Source organism: Rhodoferax sp. MLSD5-FHT05B10 (assembly GCF_058793415.1).
Window position 1 is genome coordinate 137539 of the sequence record NZ_JBXAFT010000007.1, and the last position, 20256, is coordinate 157794.

At 65.4% G+C, this 20256-nt stretch carries 19 protein-coding genes and 1 riboswitch; of the genes, 16 read left to right on the forward strand and 3 right to left on the reverse strand.

Annotation, left to right across the window (positions count from 1 at the left end; all coding sequences use genetic code 11):
• Positions 1–101 precede the first annotated feature (101 nt).
• The 11 genes from AC1Q5W_RS12930 (at position 102) to thiE (ending at position 11924) form a co-directional block, all read left to right on the forward strand.
• Entirely contained in the window at positions 102–521 is a 420-nt protein-coding gene (locus AC1Q5W_RS12930) for a MerR family transcriptional regulator (RefSeq protein ID WP_492645016.1), read from the forward strand.
• Complete coding sequence (locus AC1Q5W_RS12935) at positions 518–943, forward strand: PaaI family thioesterase (protein WP_492645017.1); 426 nt, start codon at positions 518–520, stop codon at positions 941–943. The genes AC1Q5W_RS12930 and AC1Q5W_RS12935 overlap by 4 nt, the downstream gene beginning before the upstream one ends.
• A gap of 32 nt (positions 944–975) precedes the next feature.
• Positions 976–2157, forward strand: coding sequence for an isovaleryl-CoA dehydrogenase (locus tag AC1Q5W_RS12940; protein WP_492645018.1), 1182 nt, complete (start codon positions 976–978; stop codon positions 2155–2157).
• The gene (locus AC1Q5W_RS12945; protein WP_492645019.1) at positions 2157–4178 is read left to right on the forward strand and encodes an LTA synthase family protein; all 2022 of its coding nucleotides are present in this window, start codon (positions 2157–2159) and stop codon (positions 4176–4178) included. The genes AC1Q5W_RS12940 and AC1Q5W_RS12945 overlap by 1 nt, the downstream gene beginning before the upstream one ends.
• A gap of 54 nt (positions 4179–4232) precedes the next feature.
• On the forward strand, positions 4233–4901 hold the full coding sequence (gene can, locus AC1Q5W_RS12950) for a carbonate dehydratase (protein WP_492645020.1): 669 nt from the start codon (positions 4233–4235) through the stop codon (positions 4899–4901).
• Between the two features lie 73 nt (positions 4902–4974).
• Complete coding sequence (gene aceK / locus AC1Q5W_RS12955) at positions 4975–6813, forward strand: bifunctional isocitrate dehydrogenase kinase/phosphatase (protein WP_492645021.1); 1839 nt, start codon at positions 4975–4977, stop codon at positions 6811–6813.
• Positions 6814–6844: 31 nt separating this feature from the next.
• Positions 6845–6945: riboswitch (TPP riboswitch) on the forward strand.
• A gap of 85 nt (positions 6946–7030) precedes the next feature.
• Positions 7031–8905 (forward strand): phosphomethylpyrimidine synthase ThiC, encoded by a 1875-nt coding sequence (gene thiC, locus AC1Q5W_RS12960; protein ID WP_492645022.1) that lies wholly within the window; start codon positions 7031–7033, stop codon positions 8903–8905.
• Positions 8906–8934: 29 nt separating this feature from the next.
• Positions 8935–9984, forward strand: coding sequence for an FAD-dependent oxidoreductase (locus AC1Q5W_RS12965; protein WP_492645023.1), 1050 nt, complete (start codon positions 8935–8937; stop codon positions 9982–9984).
• Positions 9981–10208, forward strand: a complete 228-nt coding sequence (thiS, locus tag AC1Q5W_RS12970) for a sulfur carrier protein ThiS (RefSeq protein ID WP_492645024.1) — start codon at positions 9981–9983, stop codon at positions 10206–10208. The genes AC1Q5W_RS12965 and thiS overlap by 4 nt, the downstream gene beginning before the upstream one ends.
• Before the next feature lie 4 nt (positions 10209–10212).
• Positions 10213–11106, forward strand: a complete 894-nt coding sequence (locus AC1Q5W_RS12975) for a thiazole synthase (RefSeq protein ID WP_492645025.1) — start codon at positions 10213–10215, stop codon at positions 11104–11106.
• A 5-nt stretch (positions 11107–11111) separates the two neighbouring features.
• Positions 11112–11924: a thiamine phosphate synthase gene (thiE, locus tag AC1Q5W_RS12980; protein WP_492645026.1), complete on the forward strand. Its 813-nt coding sequence runs from the start codon at positions 11112–11114 to the stop codon at positions 11922–11924.
• 21 nt (positions 11925–11945) lie between these two features.
• On the opposite strand, the gene AC1Q5W_RS12985 is transcribed toward thiE, so the two are convergent.
• Positions 11946–13559: a tetratricopeptide repeat protein gene (locus tag AC1Q5W_RS12985; RefSeq protein ID WP_492645027.1), complete on the reverse strand. Its 1614-nt coding sequence runs from the start codon at positions 13557–13559 to the stop codon at positions 11946–11948.
• A 25-nt stretch (positions 13560–13584) separates the two neighbouring features.
• Positions 13585–14340 carry a sensor histidine kinase gene (locus AC1Q5W_RS12990; RefSeq protein ID WP_492645028.1) on the reverse strand — a complete coding sequence of 252 codons (756 nt, stop codon included), beginning with the start codon at positions 14338–14340 and terminating at the stop codon, positions 13585–13587.
• Positions 14341–14451: 111 nt separating this feature from the next.
• Here AC1Q5W_RS12990 and AC1Q5W_RS12995 point away from each other — a divergent pair, with 111 nt between their 5' ends.
• The 5 genes from AC1Q5W_RS12995 to AC1Q5W_RS13015 all read left to right on the forward strand — a co-directional run bounded on the left by AC1Q5W_RS12995 (position 14452) and on the right by AC1Q5W_RS13015 (position 19556).
• Positions 14452–15633, forward strand: a complete 1182-nt coding sequence (locus AC1Q5W_RS12995) for an acetyl-CoA C-acyltransferase (protein WP_492645029.1) — start codon at positions 14452–14454, stop codon at positions 15631–15633.
• A 64-nt stretch (positions 15634–15697) separates the two neighbouring features.
• Positions 15698–17218: a methyl-accepting chemotaxis protein gene (locus AC1Q5W_RS13000; protein ID WP_492645030.1), complete on the forward strand. Its 1521-nt coding sequence runs from the start codon at positions 15698–15700 to the stop codon at positions 17216–17218.
• A gap of 60 nt (positions 17219–17278) precedes the next feature.
• Complete coding sequence (locus AC1Q5W_RS13005) at positions 17279–17944, forward strand: SDR family oxidoreductase (RefSeq protein ID WP_492646160.1); 666 nt, start codon at positions 17279–17281, stop codon at positions 17942–17944.
• A gap of 28 nt (positions 17945–17972) precedes the next feature.
• Positions 17973–19103 (forward strand): acyl-CoA dehydrogenase family protein, encoded by a 1131-nt coding sequence (locus tag AC1Q5W_RS13010; RefSeq protein WP_492645031.1) that lies wholly within the window; start codon positions 17973–17975, stop codon positions 19101–19103.
• A gap of 30 nt (positions 19104–19133) precedes the next feature.
• Positions 19134–19556 carry a rhodanese-like domain-containing protein gene (locus tag AC1Q5W_RS13015; RefSeq protein WP_492645032.1) on the forward strand — a complete coding sequence of 141 codons (423 nt, stop codon included), beginning with the start codon at positions 19134–19136 and terminating at the stop codon, positions 19554–19556.
• A 4-nt stretch (positions 19557–19560) separates the two neighbouring features.
• Here the strand turns inward: AC1Q5W_RS13015 and AC1Q5W_RS13020 are convergent, their stop codons facing one another.
• Positions 19561–20190, reverse strand: coding sequence for a TetR/AcrR family transcriptional regulator (locus tag AC1Q5W_RS13020; protein ID WP_492645033.1), 630 nt, complete (start codon positions 20188–20190; stop codon positions 19561–19563).
• Positions 20191–20256: the final 66 nt, after the last annotated feature.

Below are 20256 nucleotides of genomic sequence, written 5' to 3' on the forward strand. Positions count from 1 at the left end.
GAATCTTTTGCTACATAATTGACGTTTACGTAAACGTCAACAGAAATGGACATTCTAGGGGCCGGCGGCGCGGCGCGCTGTCACCCTTGTTCGCACGACTTATGAGTATCACCTACAGCATCGGCGATCTCGCGCGGGAGTTCGACCTGACCACCCGGGCCATCCGTTTCTACGAAGATTTGGGCCTGTTGCAGCCCGAGCGCAGCGGGCCGGGGGGGCGCAACCGCGTGTACAGCGGACGCGACCGCACGCGCCTGAAGCTCACCCTGCGCGCCAAGCGCCTGGGGCTGACGCTGACCGAGGCCAAGGAAATCATCGAGATGTACGACAGCCCGCGCGATACCGGCGCGCAGCTGCAGAAATTCCTGCTCGTGCTGGCGGCGCACCGCAAGCAGCTCGAGGCGCAGATGGCCGACATGCAGGCCAACCTGGACGAGCTCAAGACCCACGAGAAGGAGGCCCGCGTCCTGCTGGCCAAGATCGGCAAACCGGGCAAGCCCGCCAGCCGCGCCAAAGCATGAGCGCCCTGTACCAGCGCGTGTTCACCAGTTTTGTGCGCCAGGGCATGATGCAGCACCTGGGCGCCCAGCTGGCCCGGGTGGAGCCGGGGCTGGTGGAAATCGTGCTGCCCTATTCCGACAAGGTGACCCAGCAGCAGGACGGCTTTCACGGCGGCGCCATGGGGGCGGTGGCCGACATTGCCGGCGGCTACGCCGGCTTGACCGTGGCGCCCGAGGGCATGGAAGTCGTGACCGTCGAATACAAGATCAATTTCCTGACCAGCTTCCAGGGCGGCGAATTGCGCGCCGTGGGCCGCGTGGTCAAAGGCGGCAAGCGCCTCATCATCACCACGGCCGAAGTGCTGCATGTGGACGACAACGGCAAGCAGTCGCCCTGTGCCGTCATGCAGCAAACCCTGATGGCCGTTCCCCAAACCTATTGATAACCGCAACCTATCCCAACAAGGAGATAACCATGAACAATCTGCCCGGCCTCAACTTCCAGCTTGGCGAAGACATTGACGCCCTGCGCGACGCGGTGCGTGAATTCGCACAGGCCGAAATTGCCCCGCGCGCGGCCGAGATCGACCGCAACGACCAGTTTCCCATGGACCTGTGGCGCAAGATGGGCGACCTGGGCGTGCTGGGCATCACCGTGGGCGAAGAGTATGGCGGCGCCAACATGGGCTACCTGGCCCACATGATCGCCATGGAGGAAATCTCCCGCGCCAGCGCGTCGGTCGGCCTTTCCTACGGCGCTCACAGCAACCTGTGCGTGAACCAGATCAAGCGCAACGGCACGCCGGAGCAGCGCGCCAAGTACCTGCCCAAGCTGATCAGCGGCGAGCACGTGGGTGCGCTGGCCATGAGCGAACCCGGTGCGGGCTCTGACGTGCTGAGCATGAAGCTCAAGGCCGAGGACAAGGGGGGCTACTATCTGCTCAACGGCAACAAGATGTGGATTACCAACGGCCCCGACGCCGACACGCTGGTGGTCTACGCCAAGAGCGAACCCGAACTGGGTGCGCGCGGTGTCACCGCCTTCCTGATCGAAAAGAGCATGCCCGGTTTCAGCATTGCGCAGAAGCTCGACAAGCTGGGCATGCGCGGCAGCCACACCGGCGAGCTGGTGTTCAACAACGTGGAAGTGCCCCTAGCCAACGTGCTGGGCCAGGTCAATGGCGGCGCCAAGGTGCTGATGAGCGGCCTGGACTACGAGCGCGCCGTGCTGACCGGCGGCCCCCTGGGCATCATGCAGGCGGTGATGGACAACGTGGTTCCCTACATCCACGACCGCAAGCAGTTTGGCCAGAGCATCGGCGAGTTCCAGCTCATCCAAGGCAAGGTGGCCGACATGTACACCGTGCTGCAGGCCGGCCGTGCCTTTGCCTACACCGTGGCCAAAAACCTGGATCTGCTTGGGGCTGAACACGTACGTCAGGTGCGCAAGGACTGCGCTTCCGTTATCCTCTGGACGGCCGAAAAAGCCACCTGGATGGCCGGTGAGGGCGTGCAAATCTACGGCGGCAACGGCTATATCAACGAATACCCGCTGGGGCGCCTCTGGCGCGACGCCAAACTGTACGAAATTGGTGCGGGTACCAGTGAAATCCGCCGTATGCTTATAGGCCGAGAGTTGTTCGCCGAAACCATGTAATGAAGTCTGCCGCTGCCCGCCACCTACGATCTTTTTTCCACGGCTCCCTGCGCGGTTTTCTCCGCGGCTTGATGCGTGCGTGGGTCCTGGTGGTACCGCTGGTGGTGGCGCTCTCGCTCATCCGGCTCGGGCAGCTGGCGTACTTCTGGCCCAGTGGCTACCACGTGGCCGCGGCGGACGTCACCAGCGTGCTGGTGCAGGGCTTCCGCTTTGACCTGAAGGTCAGTGCCATTGCCGGCTTCCTGCTGCTGCTGGTGCTGCCCTGGGTCTCGGGCAAGACCAACGGGCGCATCGCCACCGGCGTGGCGTTCGTGTACGTGATGCTGTCGCTGGTCAACCTGCATTACTTCGGTTTCTACAAGACACCCATCGACTCGCTGGTGTTTGGCCTGGTCGAAGACGACACGGCCGCCGTGCTCAAGACCATCTGGCACGATTTCCCGGTGATCTGGACCCTGCTGCTGGCCGCGGCGCTCACGGTGGCCTCGGTGGCGCTGCACCGCCGTCTGGTGCGCCACCTCAACCCGGATGCACTGCTGCAAACCCGGCACCTGGCCATCAAGCTGGTCCTGGCGGTCGTGGTGTTCTTTGCGCTGGTGTTTGCCGGCAAGGGCACCATCCGCGAGATGGCCTTGCAGCGTCAGCACCTCACCGTTACCACCTCCCAGTTCCTGAACGACATGGTGCCCAACGGCGTCATTGCCCTCAAGTACGCGTGGGACAGCCGCCGCGAGTCGCAAAACCTGGCCGATCCGCTGGTGGGCCTGAAGGCCATGGGTTTTGGATCTGCGCAGGCGGCCGCCCAGGTGCTGGGCTTGCCGCATGGTAGCGAGGCCGAGGTCAAGGCAGCCCTGTACCGGCACGATCCGCTGCCTGCCGGAACGCCGAAGAAAAACCTGGTGTTCTTCCTGATGGAGTCCTGGAGCGCCGAGCCCATGCTCTACCAGAGTCCCACGTTCGATGTGCTGGGGCGCCTGGCCCCGACCTTGGACAAGGCCTGCCACTTCTCCAATTTCGAATCGGCCCAGCCAGGTACCCACCCGGCCCTGGAGGCCATCATGTTCTCATCCCCCATCACCCCGCTCACCATGGGCGATGCGGGGCGCAAGCCCATGGCGTGGTCGGTGGCCGAGGTAGCCAAGCATGCGGGCTACGACACCTTGTTTGTCACCTCGGCGCGCTCGGGCTGGCGCGATCTGAACCGCGTGCTCAAGATCCAGGGGTTTGATGAAGTCATCGACGCCAACAACCTCAAGGAGGCCTACCCCGATGCCACCGTCGGCCTCTGGGGCGTCTGGGACAGCTATGTCTACAGATACGTGGAAAAACGCATGGCCGCGCAGCCCAAGGACCGGCCGCTGTTCGTCTTTGTGCTGACCTCGACCAACCATCCGCCGTATGACCTGCCCAAGGACTACCAGCGCGTACCGCTCGACATGTCGCAGTGGAAAGGGGAAACCAGCTCGGACACCCTGGCACTCAACCTGGACACCTATCGCTACGCGCACGACCTGCTGGGCGGCTTTGTGCAAGACATGCAGAAGGGCCCGTTCAAGGACAACACCATCATTGCCGCCACCGGCGACCACAATGTGCGCTCCTTTGGCATCTATGCCGACGCGCACCGGCGTTACCTGATGCGCCAGGTGCCTTTTGTCATCTGGGGCAACCATCTGCAGTGCGGCAACCAGCTCACCCAGCCAGCCAGCCAGCGCGACATGTTCAACACCCTGTTTCCCCTGGCCGGGATTGAGGGTGGCTATGTGAATGCCGGGCGCAACCTGCTCAAGCCGCTTCCCGCCCAGCCGGATCCGATGAACATGCCCCGCGGCCTGTTCTTTTCCGGCGAAGCCCGCAACGCCCAGGGAATGTGGCAGCTGGGCAACCCCAAATCATTTGTGTGCACGCCCGCCCGCGGGGACAGCGGCACACCGTGCGAGTTCAATGCGCTGGACGATCAGCAGGAGCGCGCCCGCTATGGTCTGCTGGACTGGAACGTGCGCAGCTCGCTCAAGAAGTAACCCGGTGGCGGGGGCCGCAAAACGGTCTTCGCCCCAACTGACCAGAAGGAAACTATGCCAACCAAACTCAGTGACTTGTTCGCCCACAACCGTGCCTGGGCCGCGCGCATGGAAGCCGAGCGCCCGGGGTTCTTCACCGGGCTGAAGGCCCAGCAGAATCCCCGCTACATGTGGATTGGCTGCTCCGACAGCCGGGTGCCGGCCAACCAGATCACCGGGCTGGAGCCCGGCGAGATCTTCGTGCACCGCAACGTGGCCAACGTGGTGGTGCACTCCGACCTCAACGCCCTGTCCACCATCCAGTTCGCCGTGGAGCGGCTCAAGGTGGAGCACATCATGGTGGTGGGGCACTACGGTTGTTCCGGTGTCAAGGCCTCGCTGGAAGGCGCACGCATTGGCCTGGCCGACAACTGGTTGCGCCACGTGCAGGACGTGCGCGACCGCCACCGCGACATTCTCGACGTGATTCCCGAGCACGGCCGCGCCGACGCGCTGTGCGAGCTCAACGCCATCGAGCAGGTTGTCAACGTGGCGCTCAGCACGGTGATGCAGGACGCCTGGGCCCGGGGCCAGAACGTGACCCTGCACGGTTGGGTGTACGGCATACACGACGGCTTGTTGCAGGACTTGCACATGACCGTCACCCGCACGGACGACCTGGAAACTCTGTACCGCCAGGCCATCTCGGGAGTCCGGCTGTTGCCGCGGCATGCCGTAAATTAACAGTAAAAACAGGCCCCGGCCACCGGTCTGCTTGCGCAGACAGCTATAAAAACAATAGCGAAAGCTGAGAGATATGTTTCCTACCCGCCTGGACTCCTCGGTTGCCTACGACATCGCCAAGGCGATGCTCGACGGCTTCAACCGCCACTACCGCCTGTTCCGCACCGAATCGGCGCGCGCCAAGCACCGGTTCGAGACGGCCGACTGGCACGGCCAGCAGCGGGCCCAGCGCGAGCGCATCGAGTTCTACGACCTGCGCGTCAAGGAATGCTCCCGGCGGCTGGAGCGCGAGTTCAAGGCGGGCGAGCAGCCCATGGACGTGTGGCACCAGGTCAAGCTGCACTACATCGGGCTGCTGGTGGACCACCACCAGCCCGAGCTGGCCGAGACCTTCTTCAATTCGGTCACCACCAAGATCCTGCACCGCAGCTATTTCCAGAACGATTTCATCTTCGTGCGCCCGGCCATCAGCACCGAGTACATCGAAAACGGCGAGCCTGAATCCCGCCCCACCTACCGCTCCTACTACCCCACCCGGGAAACCATGCACGCGGTGCTGACGCGTATGGTGACCGATTTCGACCTGCGCCGCGACTTCGACAACCTGGAGCGCTACATCACCCTGGTGCAGGCAGCCATGGAGGCGCGGCTGGGCCACGTCAAGCTGCGCGCCAACTTCCAGATCCAGGTGCTGACCGGCCTGTTCTTTCGCAACAAGGGCTGCTACATCGTCGGCAAGCTGATCAACGGCTTCAACGAGTTCTCGTTCACCCTGCCGGTGCTGCACAATCGTTCGGGCAAGCTGGTCATCGACACGGCGCTGTTCGGCGAAGACGACCTGCTCATGCTGTTCAGTTTTGCCCGGGCCTATTTCATGGTGGACATGGAAATCCCGTCGGCCTACGTGCAGTTCCTGCGCAGCATGATGCCCAGGAAACCGCGCAACGAAATCTACAACGCACTGGGGCTGGCCAAGCAGGGCAAGACGCTGTTCTACCGCGACTTCCTGCACCACCAGCGCCACTCGTCCGACAAGTTCCGCATTGCCCCCGGCATCAAGGGCATGGTCATGCTGGTGTTCGACCTGCCTTCGTTCCCCTATGTGTTCAAGGTCATCAAGGACTACTACCCGCCGCAGAAGGACACCACCCGCGAGCAGATCGCCGGCAAGTACCTGCTGGTCAAGCAGCACGACCGGGTCGGGCGCATGGCCGACACGCTGGAGTACAGCGAGGTCGCGTTCCCGCGTGACCGCTTCGACGACGAGCTGATCGCCGAAATCGAGAAGTTCGCGCCCAGCCAGCTGGAAATCAGCGACCGCGATGGCGATGGCAAGGTCGAAGTCATCATCAAGCACGTCTACATCGAGCGGCGCATGATTCCGCTCAACATCTACCTGCAAGAGGCCTTTGACGCCGGCGCGGCCGACCCCAACAACCACAGTCCGGCCGCCGAGAGCGCGCGACAGCAGATGGAGCGTGGCGTGGTGGAGTACGGCAACGCGATCAAGGACCTGGTGGCTGCCAACATCTTCCCCGGCGACATGCTGTGGAAGAACTTCGGCATCACGCGCCACGGCAAGGTGGTGTTCTACGACTACGACGAGATCGAGTACATCACCGACTGCAACTTTCGCCGCGTGCCCGCGCCGCGCAACGAGGAAGACGAAATGTCGGGCGAAATCTGGTACCACGTGGGCCCCAAGGACGTGTTCCCGGAAACCTTCGGCCCCTTCCTGCTGGGCAACCCGGCCGTGCGCGACGTGTTCATGAAGCACCACGCCGACCTGCTCGACGTGGACTTCTGGCAAGCCCACAAGGACCGCATCCTGGCGGGCCATGTGCACGATGTGTTTCCATACGATCGGGAGCGGCGGTTCAAGCACCTGCGTCCCGAGGTACCGGTGGCCTAGGTTTGGCGGCGGTGGCTGTTTGGCGTACACTCAGCCCCGCCCGGGGTGCGCAGTGGTTGCGCTGAGATGGATGCCAAACCCGTGAACTTGATCTGGTTCATACCAGCGTAAGAAGTGCAGTGCTGCCAAGGCCCTCGGGCCGTTCGGGCAGCGTCTTTTTCGGGTTTGCGGGGCTGGTGTTGGTCTTGTCTTCGGGTTGCAACCAGGAGATGCCACCATGAATGCACCCGACAAGCTAGCCCAGTTCATTCGCCTCACCCGCGAACCGCTTCCCGCTTCCACCAAACGCTACCTGCAAGGCAGCCGGCCTGACATCCAGGTGCCGCTGCGCGAAATTCTGCAGAGCAACGGCGAAGCCGTCACGGTGTACGACACCTCCGGCCCCTACACCGACCCCGCCGCTACCATCGACGTCCGCCAGGGCCTGCCCTTGGTGCGCCAGGGCTGGATTACCGACCGGGGCGATACCGAAGCCTACGAAGGCCGCAAGCCCTTTGCCCTGGACGATGGACTGAAGAACGGTGAGACCGATGCCCTGGCCGCCCTGCGCGCCCAGGCCGCCGGCCTGCAACGCCAGCCGCGCCGCGCCAAGCCGGGCGCGAACGTGAGCCAGATGCACTACGCCAAAAAGGGCATCATCACCCCCGAGATGGAGTACGTGGCCCTGCGCGAGAACCAGAACCTGGAATGGGCCGCGCAGTACCTGGGCAACGCCGAGCGCGAAGCGCGTCTGGCGGGCAACAGCTTTGGTGCCAGCATTCCGCGTGTGATGACGCCCGAGTTCGTGCGCGACGAGGTGGCCCGTGGCCGCGCCATCATCCCGGCCAACATCAACCACACCGAGCTGGAGCCCATGGCCATCGGCCGCAACTTCCTGGTAAAGATCAACGCCAACATCGGCAACTCGGCGGTGACGTCGAGCATCGAAGAGGAAGTCGAAAAGCTGGTGTGGTCCATCCGCTGGGGCGCCGACACGGTGATGGACCTGTCCACCGGCAAGAACATCCACACCACGCGCGACTGGATCGTGCGCAACTCGCCGGTGCCCATCGGCACCGTACCCATCTACCAGGCGCTGGAAAAGGTGGGTGGCATTGCCGAAGACCTGACCTGGGAAATCTTCCGCGACACGCTGATCGAACAAGCCGAACAGGGCGTGGACTACTTCACGGTGCACGCCGGCGTGCGCCTGCCCTTCATCCACCTCACGGCCAACCGCATGACCGGCATCGTCTCGCGCGGCGGCTCCATCATGGCCAAGTGGTGCATTGCGCACCACAAAGAGAACTTCCTGTACACGCACTTCGACGAGATGACGGAGATCATGCGTGCCTACGACGTCAGCTACTCGCTGGGCGACGGCCTGCGCCCCGGCTCCAGCGCCGATGCCAACGACGAAGCCCAGTTTGCCGAGCTGCGCACCCTGGGCGAACTCACGCACAAGGCCTGGCAGCAGGACGTGCAGGTGATGATCGAGGGCCCCGGCCACGTGCCCATGCACATGGTGCAGGCCAACATGACTGAGCAGCTCAAGCACTGCGGCGAAGCCCCGTTCTACACTCTGGGCCCGCTGACCACCGACATCGCGCCCGGCTACGACCACATCACCAGCGGCATCGGCGCGGCCATGATCGGCTGGTTCGGCACCGCCATGCTGTGCTACGTCACGCCCAAGGAGCATCTGGGCCTGCCGGACCGCGAGGACGTGAAGGTGGGCATCATCACCTACAAGATTGCCGCCCACGTGGCCGACGTGGCCAAGGGCCACCCCGGCGTGCGGGCACGTGACGATGCCTTGAGCAAGGCGCGCTTCGAGTTCCGCTGGATGGACCAGTTCAACCTCTCGCTGGACCCGGACACCGCCCGCAACTTCCACGACGAAACCCTGCCCAAGGATTCGAGCAAGGTGGCGCATTTCTGCTCCATGTGCGGCCCAAAGTTCTGCTCCATGAAGATCACGCAGGAAGTGCGCGAGTACGCCAAGACCAAGGGGGTGAGTGACGAGCAAGCCTTGGCTGACGGCATGCAGACCCAGTCCGAGGCCTTCAAGGCCGCGGGTGGCGAAATCTACATTCCCATCAACAAGGCCTGAGCCGCGCGCCAGGAAACAGGAGAACCGTGATGCGTATAGCAATTGCAGGCGCAGGCCTGTTGGGACGCCTGCTGGCGCTGGAACTCAGTGGCAAGGGGCACCAGGTCGAGGTGTTTGATGCCGCACGCGACGCCGGACCGCGTGAAACCTCGGGCACCGAGGGTGCGGCCTGGACGGCCGCCGGCATGCTCAGCCCCGTGGCCGAGCTGGACCGGGGCAACGACGACGTGTTCCGCCTCGGACTGCGCTCCTGTGCGCTGTGGCCCGGCATTGCACAGGCCATCGGCATGCCCGGCGTCTGCCATTTCGATGGCAGCCTGCTGGTGGCGCACCGTGCCGACGCGGGCGCTGCCCAGCGCCTGGTGGGCCTGCTGCAGGCCAAGGCCGATGCGGGCTACCAGCCCGAAGCCCTATCGGTGGACGCCCTGGCGGCCCTGGAGGGCAGCGTGCATGGTCCGTCCCTGGCTTGGCTGCTGCCCTGTGAAGGCTACGTAGAGGTGCACAACACGCTGCACGCGCTGCATGCCCAGGGCGAGCGCCAGGGGGTGCGCTGGCATTGGGACTGCCCGGTGCAGCGCGCGGATGGCGGTGTGCTGGAGGTGGGCCGCGCCGGGGAGGCCGAAGTGCGGCGCTTTGACCACGTGTTCGACGTGCGCGGCGTGGGCGCCCGGCCGCAGTTGCCGGTGCGCGGCGTGCGCGGCGAAATCTTCCTGCTGCACGCGCCGGAGGTTTCCCTCTCGCGCCCCTTGCGCCTGATGCACCCGCGCCACAGCGTGTACATCGTGCCGCGCCCGGACCGCTACTTTGTGGTGGGTGCCAGCGAGATCGAGAGCGAAGACCGCTCCAGCGTCTCGCTGCGCAGCACGCTGGAACTGCTCAGTGCCGCGCACAGTGCCATTCCCGCGCTGGCCGAGGCACGCGTCATCCACACCGAGAGCAACTTGCGCCCGGCGCTGCCCGACAACCTGCCGCTGCTGGAGCAGGGCGCCGGCTGCACCCGCATCAACGGCCTGTACCGCCATGGCTGGCTGCTGGCGCCCGCGCTGGTGGAGCAGGCGGTGCAGGGGCTTGCCGCATGACGACCACGCAGCCCCTGCCGCCCACCGTGCGCGTCGTGGTGAACGGCACGCCCCAGTCCACCACGGCTGCCACCCTGCACGACTGGGTGCAGGCCCAAGGGGTCGCGCCCGATGCGCTGGCCACCGCGGTCAACGGCAACTTCGTCCCCCGGACCCAGCGGGCGCAATGCCCGCTGGCCGAGGGCGACACCATCCTGACTTTTCAACCCATTCAGGGAGGCTAGACCCATGACAACGACAGCACCCAAAGACTGGGAGGCCGGGCGTTTTTCGCAGGTAAAGGAGGAGCCCGCGCAGCGGGCGGGGGACACGGAGCAAAACGCCCGGCTTCCCAGGCTCGCTCCGCAAGAATGGCAAATCGGCGGCCGCACCCTCACCAGCCGCTTCTTCCTTGGCACTGCAGGCTACCCTTCGCCGCAGATACTGCAGGAGGCCATTGCGGCCAGCGGCGCCCAGGTCGTCACCGTGGGGCTGCGACGCCAGCTGGCCCATGGCACCCAGGCGGGGGATTTTTTTGCCTTGGTCAAGGTCAGCGGCGCCCACCTGCTGCCCAATACCGCTGGCTGCCACACCGCGCGCGAAGCCATCACCCTGGCGCACATGGCGCGCGAGCTGTTCGGCACGCCCTGGATCAAGCTCGAAGTCATCGGCGACGCCCACACCCTGCAGCCCGACCCGTTCGAGCTGGTGCAGGCCGCCGCCCAATTGGTCAAGGACGGCTTTGAAGTATTCCCCTACTGCCTGGACGACCTGGTGAGCTGCCAGCGCCTGCTGGACGTGGGCTGCACCGTTCTCATGCCCTGGGGCGCACCCATTGGCTCCGGCCAAGGCCTGGTCAACCCCGGCGCCCTGCGCACCCTGCGCGCGCGCCTGCCCGGCGTACCGCTGATTGTGGACGCCGGCATCGGCCGTCCGTCGGACGCGGTGCAGGCCCTGGAGCTGGGGCTGGACGGCGTGCTGCTGAACACCGCCGTGGCCCAGGCCGTGGACCCGGTGCGCATGGCACGCGCCTTCCGGCTGGGCATCGAGGCCGGGCGTCTGGCGTTTGAGGCGGGCGTCATGCCCAAGCAGGACATGGCCGTGGCCTCGACCCCGGTGGCGGGTTACCCCATTTTGCTGTGAACGCCATGGCATCGCACGACACGTTCCCACAGGAGCAGGCGGCGGTCGCTGCCCTGCAGGCCGCAGGCTATGGTGCGGCCGATGCCCGGGTGCTGGCGCACCTGGAGGCCACGGGCCGCTTCCCCGCGCAAGCCGGCCAGCGCAGTGCGGCGTTTGCGCCGCTGCAGCATCCCGCACTGGGGGTGTACGCGGTGGTGGACAGTGCCGCCTGGGTGGGCCGGGTGCTGGCGGCGGGCATCCGCACCGTGCAGCTGCGCATCAAGGACCCGCTGGCCCCCACGCTGGCCGCGCAGGTGGAGCAGGCCATTGCCCTGGCACGCGCCACACCCGGCGCGCAGCTGTTCATCAACGACCACTGGCAACTGGCCCTGCAGCTGGGCGCCTATGGCGTGCACCTGGGGCAGGAAGACCTGGACGCCGTGGACCTGGACGCCCTGTGCCAGGCGGGTGTGCGCCTGGGCCTCAGCACCCACAGCTACGCGGAGGTCGCGCGGGCGGTGGCGGTGCGGCCGTCCTACATTGCCTGTGGCCCCGTGTTTGCCACGCAGTCCAAGGACATGCCCTGGATACCGCAGGGGCTGGACAACCTGCGCTACTGGGCCGCGTTGCTGCCGGTGCCGGTGGTGGGTATTGCCGGCATTGGCGTGGGCAACATGGCGCAGGTTGCGGCCCAGGGTGTGGCTGGCGCCGCCGTGATCACTGCAATCATGCAGGCGGCGAACCCGGAACAGGCCTGCCGGGACCTGATGGCTGCGTTCGCGCGCGGGCAGGGCGCGCGGGTGAGCGGGGTGCCGCTGCGGGCCCGCCCCACTCTGTAGGGGAGCCTGCGCCGGCACCGGCTAAGCGCCGTTCATGATGCGGGTCAGGGCCGCCCCGTAGACGTGGGCTTTCTTGTTGGCCGGGTTCAGCTGGCGCACCCGGTCCAGCAAGTCCCGGGCCTCCTGGGCCAGCTGGGCGTCCTTGCCGGTCTGTTTCATCAGACCCAGCAGCAGCCCGCACAGGTTGACCAGAATCACCTCGCTGTTGGGCAGCTTCTGGGCCGCTCCGCGCAGCAGGTCGGCGCCGCCCTGGAAGTCGCCGCGCTTGGCCAGCTCCACGCCCTCGTTGTTGATGGACACCACCTCTTCCCGCGAGGCCTGGATCAGGGCCTGCCCCTCTTCCTCCAGGTGCTCGCGTTCGAAAACGGCTTCCACGTTGCGGGATAGTTCGGCGTTCTCGTGGTTGTTCTTCACCACCTCGCGCAGCAACCCGCAGGCCTGGTCTTTGCGCCCCAGGGTGAAGAGGGATTTCGCCATTTCCAGCGTCACGTCGGCGTTGACCTTGCCGCCGAGCTGCTCCAGCTGCTGCTCGGCAGCGGCCATGGCGGCCTGGGCCTTCTCCGGCTGCTTGAGCTTGCAGTACACCGCGCACTCGGCGGCGGCCGTCTGGATGGCAGCCTCCGGGTCGTTCTTGAATTCCTTCTTGCTTTGCTCCAGGACCTTCAGGGCCTCGCCGGGCGTGTTGACGTCGGTGTACACGCGGGCCAGACCCGTGTAGACCGCCGCGCTCTTGTGCGGCGAGAACTGGCTGATCTTGATGGTTTTCTCGAACGCGGCCTGCGCAATGTCCAGCGCGCCGTTGCGGTAGGCGGTCTCGCCCAGCAGCTTCTGCCGGGTGGGGGAGTTGGGCGACATGCGTGCGGCATTGAGCAGCACCTGCTGCGCCCGGTCCAGGTCGCCGAGCATGTTGCAGGTCCTGGCCAGCCAGTCCGATGCCTCCATGTACATGGGGCTTTCCTGCAGCACCTGTTCCAGCACTTCCTTGGCGCCCGCGTAGTCCTGGGTGTGGAACAGGATCTTGGCCAGGCCCGTCTTGGCCCAGGGAACGCTGCGCGCCGCCAGGACCGATTCGAACAGGGCCCGGGCCGCCTCGTAGTCGCCCAGGGTCAGCAGCAAATCGCTCTTGATGCGCAGGATTTCCTGTGGATTGAGCACCTTTTTCTGGAGCTGCTGGTCGCATTGCGCGATGGCCTGGGGGTAGTCCCCGGCCTTGATGGCCGCCTCGATGGGCCCCAGCGACTGCTTGCGTGCAATCAGCTTTTCCAGGCGGCTTTCCAGCAGCACCTGGTTGATGGGCTTGAGCAGGTAGTCGTCGGGCTTGATCTCCGCGGCGCCCATGACCATGTCGTGGGTTTTTTCGGCGGTGACCATGATCCAGATGGTGGACACGCCCACGTAGTTGCGCAGCTTGGCTTCCTCCAGCAACTGCTGTCCGTTGGGGCCGGCGCCCAGGTTGTGGTCGCAGATGACAATGTCGTAAGCGGCGTTGCTGAGCTGGCTGATGGCTTCCTTGCTGTTGCCGGCAGCGTCGATCCGGGTCACCCCCATGGCCTTGACGAAGTCGCGCAGCATGGTGCGCATGCCCTGGTAATCGTCAATGATCAGGATGGAGGCTTGCTTGAGGGACGTACTCATCGTCTGGAACTTTCGCTGGATGGGATCAGGGCAGGCGCACGACAAAGCAGCCGCCGCCATAGGCGCCGCCGTTTTCGATGGTCAGCGTCCCCTGGCGGTCGCCGTTCTTGTGCAGGCGGGCCACCTGGGAGGAAAAGTAGAAACCCAGGCCCGTGCTGCCGCTGGAAAAGCTGACGCCCTTGTTGGACGCCACGCCGTCGTTGCGCAGCATGTTCGGGGGGTAGCCCCGGCCGTCGTCTTCCACGCGCAGCTCCAGGAAACCGTCGTCCACGCGAGCCACCACGCGGATCCTGTCCTTGGTGTAGTTGTATGCGTTGTTCAGGGCGTTGATCAGCACGCCGGTCACCAGGTCGCGATCGAAGTACCAGTAGCAGTCGGGGTCGCATTCCACCGTGATCGCGATGCCCCGGAATTCCATGATGGTCTTGTCTTGCAGCAGGGCTTCCTGGATCACCTCCGCCACCGACTGCTCGCTGATGTCGGTCGGGTAGATGGCCTTGCCCAGCTTGTACAGGCTCAGGAGTTGGACCAGGTTCACGTTCATGCGGTTGGCCTGGTAGATGACGCGCCCCAGGCTGTCGAAGGTGGGGGTGTCGCCACGCTGGCGACACTGCAGGGCAATCTCCTCCAGGGCATTGACCTGGATGTTCAGCGAGTTCTTCATGTCGTGGATGGAAGAAGCGATGAAATCCGTAAAGCTGATGTCGTCCTGCGCCATGTCGGGTGTCTCCAGCGTTGTGTGCGCCCCAAACGTTCGGGGCGCCCATTCTTCAGGCTGCATGGTAAACCGGGCCGGCACCGGATTTTCCCGTCGCGCATCTGTCACAATTGACGTTTACGTAAACGTCAACTACGTACAATCCCGTTTTCATTCATTTCAAGGAATAGAACCATGTCGGATTCCATCGTGATCGTGGGCGCTGCCCGCACCCCCATGGGGGCTTTTCAAGGCGACTTTTCGGCGCTGGCCGCGCATGACCTGGGTGGCGCCGCCATCAAGGCCGCCGTGCAGCGCGCCGGCATCAACCCCGAACTGGTGACCGAGGTCATCTTCGGCAACTGCCTGATGGCCGGCCAGGGCCAGGCCCCGGCACGCCAGGCGGGTTTCAAGGGCGGCCTGCCCAAGAGCGCCGGTGCCGTGACCATGAGCAAGATGTGCGGCTCGGCCATGCGCGCGGCCATGTTCGCCAACGACATGCTGATCGCCGGCAGCCATGAGGTGCTGGTGGCCGGTGGCATGGAGAGCATGACCAACGCCCCCTACCTGCTGCCCAAGGCGCGCGGCGGCTACCGCATCGGCCACGACCGCATTTTTGACCACATGATGTTGGACGGCCTGGAAGACGCCTATGAGGCTGGCCGCTCCATGGGCACCTTCGGCGAAGACTGTGCAGCCAAGTACAGCTTCACCCGCGCCGAGCAGGACGCCTTTGCCACGGCCAGCGTGCAGCGCGCCAAGGCCGCTACCGAATCCGGCGCCTTTGCCGCCGAAATCACGCCCGTCACGGTCAAGGGCCGTGGTGGCGAGGTGGTGGTGTCGATTGACGAAGGCCCCGGCAAGGTCAAGCTCGACAAGATTCCCACGCTCAAGCCCGCCTTCAAGAAGGACGGCACCATCACGGCCGCAAGTAGCTCCAGCATCAACGACGGCGCCGCTGCCCTGGTCATGATGAAGGCCAGCACCGCCGCCAAGCTAGGCTGCAAGCCGCTGGCGCGCATCGTGGCACACGCCACCCATGCGCAGGAACCCGAGTGGTTTGCCACCGCCCCGGTGGGCGCCACGCAAAAGGTGCTGGCCAAGGCCGGCTGGACGGTGGGCGATGTGGACCTGTGGGAAGTGAACGAAGCCTTCGCCGTGGTGCCCATGGCGCTGATGAAGGAACTGAACGTGCCGCACGACAAAGTCAACGTCAACGGCGGCGCCTGCGCGCTGGGCCACCCCATTGGCGCATCCGGCGCGCGCATCATGGTCACGCTGATGTACGCCCTGCAGGCCCGCGGTCTGAAAAAAGGCCTGGCCACGCTGTGTATCGGTGGCGGCGAGGCCACCGCCGTGGCGCTGGAAATGCTCTAATAGCCCTAGTCCCTGCCGGGGAATCCGGCGGGGCGGTCAATCGGTTTTTTTGAGAGAGCCATCCATGCGATTCAACGTGAAGCTTGTACTGTCTGCCATCGTTCCATCGGTGCTGTTCATGGTCGGGCTGATCGTCAGTATCGGGGGGCTGGTCCACACCACCCGCCAGTTTGACCACTACATCAAGACCGAGCAGCGCCTGAGCATCGACCTGTCGGAAATGTACGCACAGGGCTTGCAGATGGGGCAGGCGCTGCGCAACGTCGTGCTGGACCCTGCCAACTCCAAGGCGGTGGACAACTTCAATGCTGCGCGCGGCGCGTACGACAAGGCGTTTGCCAGTGCGTCCGGCGTGGCGGCGGGAACCCCCTTCGAGGCGGGTATCCAGCGCTTGCCGCCCTTGCGTCTGGTCCATGCGCAGGCGCAGGAGCGGGTGCTGGCATTGGCGCAGAGCCATTCGGAGGAGACAGTCCAACTCCTCAACAGCACGGAAACCCCGGCATGGCGGGAGTTGCGTGGCGCCTTGCTCAAGCAGATTGACGAAACAGGCAAGGCCTCGGCCCAGGCCCGAACGGACGTCAACCAGCGGGCCGACTTTGCCATTGCGCTGGCGGTGGTGCTGGCGGGCGTGGCCGTCCTCGTGTCCGTAGGGGCCACGCTGTTCATGAAGCGGGCCGTCAACCGGGAGCTGGGTGGTGACCCGGAGGACGCCCGGGCGTCGATTTCCCGGATCGCCGAAGGGGACCTTTCGTTTGCGCTCCCCCCGTCTTCCTCGGAAGGCAGCCTCATGGCCGGTCTGGCGCGCATGCAGGAGGCGCTGCGCAAACTGGTGGGCGAGGTGCGCCATTCCACCGATAGCATCACCACGGCCAGCGACGAAATTGCCCTGGGCAGCCAGGACCTGAGCAGCCGCACCGAGCGCACGGCGGCCAGCCTGCAGGAAGCGGCCGCGTCACTGGAGCAGCTCACGGGCACCATGGGGCATTCCGCCGAATCGTCCCGCGAGGCCAACGGCCTGGCGTCGTCGGCGGCGGACGTCGCCACACGGGGCGGCACCATGGTGGCGCAGGTGATCTCCACCATGGACGAGATCAATGCCAGCTCCCACAAGATCGCGGACATCATCACGGTCATCGACGGCATTGCCTTCCAGACCAACATCCTGGCCTTGAACGCCGCCGTCGAGGCCGCACGGGCGGGCGAGCAGGGTCGGGGCTTTGCCGTGGTGGCCTCCGAGGTGCGCAGCCTGGCGGGGCGTTCGTCCGAAGCCGCCAAGGAAATCCGCACCCTGATCGGCGCCAGCGTGGACCGGGTGGAAGCCGGAACCCGGCTGGTGTCCGACGCCGGGCAGACCATGGGCGAAATCGTGAGCGCCGTGCAGCGCGTGGCCGACCTCATCGGCGAGGTGACCACGACCATTACCCGGCAGAGCACGGACATTGGCGACGTCCACACCTCGGTGGGACAGCTCGACCAGATGACGCAGCAGAATGCCGCGCTGGTCGAAGAGTCCACGGCGGCGGCCATGAGCCTGCGCGACCAGGCCCAGCACCTCAAGCAACTGGTGGGCGCCTTTACCCTGTGAATGCTATGAATTCAGGAGCTGTCCGCGCAGATTTCACAAGGGTTGAAGGCTGATATGGCCATGAATATCCTCGTCATAGGCGCCTCTCGCGGCATTGGGCTGGAGCTGGTGCGCCAGTACCTGGACGCAGGTGACCGCGTCATCGCCACGGCGCGCGACGATGCGGCGCTGGAGCGTCTGCGTGCACTCGGAGCAGTGCCCTTGAAGCTGGACGTGGCCAATCCGGCCAGCGTCAGTGGCCTAGCCTGGCTGCTTGACGGCGAGAAGCTGGACACAGCGATCTACGTGGCGGGCGTCATGAGCCACGGCAATGCCCTGGTGCCCCCCACCCAGCCGGACTTTGACCACGTGATGCACACCAATGTGCTCGGTGCCATGCAGGCCATTCCCCAGGTGCTGCCGCTGGTGGAGGCGGCGCAGGGCCGGTTTGCCGTCATCAGCAGCGACATGGGGCTGATGAGCGGCGTGTCCTCCAGCCACAGCTGGACCTACCGCGCCAGCAAGGCCGCCCTGAACATGGTCGTGGCCGCGGCGCGGCACGATTACCCGCAGGCCATTCTGGTGGCGCTGTCGCCGGGTTGGGTGCAGACCGACATGGGCGGCAGCAGCGCACCTCTTCCGGTGCAGAGCAGCGTGACCGCCCTGCGCGCCACGCTGGCCCGCCTCACACCGGCCGACAGCGGCCGCTTCTTCGGCATCGATGGCCAGCCCTTGGCGGGCTGGTAAATCCCCAAACATTCAGGAGACCTTCAGCATGTTGTTGACCCAAGACCAAGAGATGGTGCGCGACGCGGTGCGCGCCTTTGCCCAGGCCGAGCTGTGGCCTAACGCGGCCCAGTGGGACAAGGAGCACCACTTCCCCAAGGCCGCGCACCAGGGGCTGGCGGCGCTGGGGGCCTATGGCATCTGCGTGCCCGAGGAACTGGGCGGCGCCGGGCTGGACTACCTGACGCTGGCCCTGGTGCTGGAGGAAATTGCCGCCGGCGATGGTGGCACCAGCACGGTCATCAGCGTCACCAACTGCCCGGTCAATGCCATTTTGATGAAGTACGGCAACGCGCAGCAGAAGCAGCAGTGGCTGGTGCCGCTGGCCCAGGGCCAGATGTTGGGCGCCTTCTGCCTGACCGAGCCGCATGTGGGCAGCGATGCGTCCTCGCTGCGGACCACGGCCGTGAAAGAGGGTGACAGCTACGTCATCAACGGCGTCAAGCAGTTCATCACCAGCGGCAAGAACGGTGATGTGGCCATTGTCATTGCCGTCACCGACAAGGGCGCGGGCAAGCGCGGCATGAGCGCCTTCCTGGTGCCCACCAACGCACCGGGCTATGTGGTGGCGCGCATCGAGGACAAGCTGGGTCAGCACTCCAGCGACACGGCGCAGATCAACTTTGACAACTGCCGCATCCCGGCCGAGAACCTGATCGGCAAGGAAGGCGAGGGCTACGGCATTGCCCTGGGCGGACTGGAAGGCGGGCGCATCGGCATTGCCGCGCAGAGCGTGGGCATGGCCCGCAGCGCGCTGGATGTGGCCGTCGCCTACGCCAAGGAGCGCGAGAGCTTTGGCACCGCCATCTTCAACCACCAGGCCGTGGGCTTTCGCCTGGCCGAATGCGCCACGCAGATCGAAGCTGCGCGCCAACTCATCTGGCACGCCGCGGCCCTGCGCGACGCCGGGCGCCCGTGTCTGAAGGAAGCCGCCATGGCCAAGCTGTTTGCCAGCGAAATGGCGGAGAAAGTCTGCAGCACCGCCATCCAGACCCTGGGCGGCTATGGCTACGTGAGCGACTTCCCCGTAGAGCGCATCTACCGCGACGTGCGCGTGTGCCAGATCTACGAGGGCACCAGTGATGTGCAGAAGATCATCATCCAGCGTGCGTTATCCTGACACCCCCGATTAGCGAACCTGGAGAACCCCATGCCCATCACCAAAGGATTTCGAGACCTCGTGGACGACGCCATGGAGGAAATTCGCACCTACCCGGTCGCCGACGTGGTGGCGCGGCTCAATGACCCGGCCACGCAGATCGTGGACATCCGCGACATCCGCGAGCTGGCCGACGGCACCGTGGTGGGCGCCTTCCACGCGCCGCGCGGCATGCTGGAGTTCTGGGTGGACCCGGCTTCGCCCTATTTCAAGCCGCTGTTTGCCGACGAGGGCAAGGAGTTCATCCTGTTCTGTGGCGCCGGCTGGCGCAGCGCGCTGGCCGTCAAGACGCTGCAGGACATGGGCATGACCAACGTGGCCCACATTGACGGCGGCTATGCCGAATGGGTGAAGCAGGGCGCCCCCACCGAAACCCTGGAAGCGCAAAAGGCGCGCCGCGCCGCAAGGCGTTAGGGCCTCAGGCGGCGGCCAGGTCTTTCAGCGCCACGGCGCGCAGGCAGAAAGCCTGGATGGACCGGATCAGCGTGGCCTGCTCCAGGCCGGGCTGCGTGTCCACCTGCCACGACAGCGGGCCCACCAGCGATTCCGAAATGACACCCACCAGCGCCGCCGCACTCACGGCCGGCGCCTGCGCCGGGAAGGCGCCCAGGCGCACGCCGTCTTCCACCAGCTGCTCGAAAATTTCGGCATAGGCCTGGCGGTAGCGCAGGCGCTCCACGTCCACCAGCGTGTCCACCGGCTCGGCAATTAGCGCATAGGCCAGGCGCGGGCTGCGCAGGGCCCGCAGGGCAAAGGTCTCGATGGTTGCCAGCAGGCGGGTGGCGGGTGCCCCCGTGCCCAGCGCGGTGCTGCGCACCAGGCTCACCTCTTTCTGGGTGGCCATGCGAAACACCTCGGTGCACAGGTGGGCCTTGGATTCAAAGTGCTTGTAGACCGTGCCCGTGGCCATGCCGGCCTGCTGGGCTACCGCCACGATGGTCAGGGCCTTGAAGCCGCCCGTGGTTACTCGGTTCAGCGCGGCATTGAGCAGGCGCTCCCGCAATACGGCCTTGCGGGCTTCGGTTTTTTCGGTGGGGCGGTAGGCCATGCGTGCGGGGCAGAGAGGTTTGCGCGCAGTGTAGCCGCAGCGCTTGCCAGAAAAGCGGGGACTGCG